Origin of the sequence: Lysinibacillus sp. AR18-8, from assembly GCF_001705465.1 — a bacterium.
Lineage (GTDB): Bacteria > Bacillota > Bacilli > Bacillales_A > Planococcaceae > Lysinibacillus > Lysinibacillus capsici.
Window position 1 is genome coordinate 1 of the sequence record NZ_MDGU01000018.1, and the last position, 1,565, is coordinate 1,565.

General features: G+C 36.2%; 1 protein-coding gene. It reads right to left on the reverse strand.

Annotated elements, in window-relative coordinates; all coding sequences use genetic code 11:
- Positions 1–274: 274 nt before the first annotated feature.
- Entirely contained in the window at positions 275–1,441 is a 1,167-nt protein-coding gene (locus BFM98_RS15000; protein ID WP_066037801.1) for an IS256 family transposase, read from the reverse strand.
- Between the last annotated feature and the right edge of the window lie 124 nt (positions 1,442–1,565).

Here is a 1,565-nt window from a genome sequence, read left to right on the forward strand (position 1 = left end):
AGATGTGTATAAGAGACAGACCTTTGGAGTCAAGTCCTAATTATTGTGTAAAATTCTATACAGAAGTTTTCAACCTAGCGTTTATTCATAGCGCTTGATTGGTGTAGCCAAATTTTGTTTATCAATTAACAGCACTACCATTTTTTTGCCCGTAACTTCCATGGGTTTATATCTCCACAGGCAGTAAAGGCTGTCAAAGGCTCTTTTCACTTTGATAGCCTTTACTGCTTGTGGAATACTCCATGAATGGAAGATACGTTGAAAAAAACTTGTTCTATTTGGTTAAACCTTTTTTCTTTGAGTAAATCGTTTCTTGATACTGCATTAAAATAGCACCTACCAATCGAAAGGCAGACTGCGTATTTGGAAAGATTCGTATGACCTTTTCTCTTCTACGCACTTCTTGATTTAATCGTTCAAGTGAATTTGTACTTCGAATATGACAGCGTATATCTGCTGGATAATTCATGTATTGGATGGTATCTTCGAAACCTTCATCTAAGATAGTAAGAGCTTTTTCGTACTTTGGATTATTTCCAAATTGGTCCATTAATTCATCCTTAAACTTTCGAATATCTTCAAGGGTTACTGCTTCAAAAATGCGCTTCATCATCATTCGGATATCAACGGAGTCTTTTTTAGGAAGCTTCTCGATAATATTTCGTTTAAAATGCACATTACATCTTTGCCAAGCAGTGCCGATAAACTCACGCTGTATCGCTTTTTGAAGCCCTTGATGAGCATCTGAAATCACTAGTTGAGGTGATTGAAGTCCACGTGATTTGAGTTGTTTAAAAAAAGAGCTCCAACTATCAAAACTTTCAACATGATCCACACTTAAACCGATAATTTCGCGTTTATTTTCTTCCGTAATGGCCGTAGCGATATAAACAGCTTTTGATACGACACGTTGATGTTCACGTACTTTTATGTACATGGCATCTACAAAAACAAAAGGATAATACATGGTGTTTAATGGACGATTTGCCCATTCGTTCACGATTGGATCCAGTTTCTGTGTGAGTGAAGAAACAAAAGATTTAGAAACGGATTCTCCGCAAAGTTGTTCTACAATATGTGTGACTTTTCGTGTAGAGACGCCATTAATAACCATCTCCAGCATAGAAAGAACAAATGCCTGATCACAACGTGCATACTTGTCAAAAACAGTAGGAGAAAATTCACCATGACGCGTTCTAGGAACTTTTAGTTTTATCTTACCAATACTCATAGTCAGTTCACGTTCATAGTACCCGTTACGGTAATCACGACGCTCATTAGAACGTTCATAGGCAGATGCATGAAGGAAGGCATCTCTTTCTTTTTCCATAAATTCATTTAAGACTAAAATAATAGCTGACTTTACAACAGCATCAATAGTGGAATTCATAACGGAATCTTTTAAAAGATCCATGTCTAGGTTAAACTGTAATTGGGTCATTTTTAATCTACCTCTCTTAAAATGTGTTCGTGGTTGAAAACATTCTAACCAAGAGGAGAGAAAATGACCCCTTTTCTTTTTACACAATTATATGGACTTAATCTACTGTCTCTTATACACATCT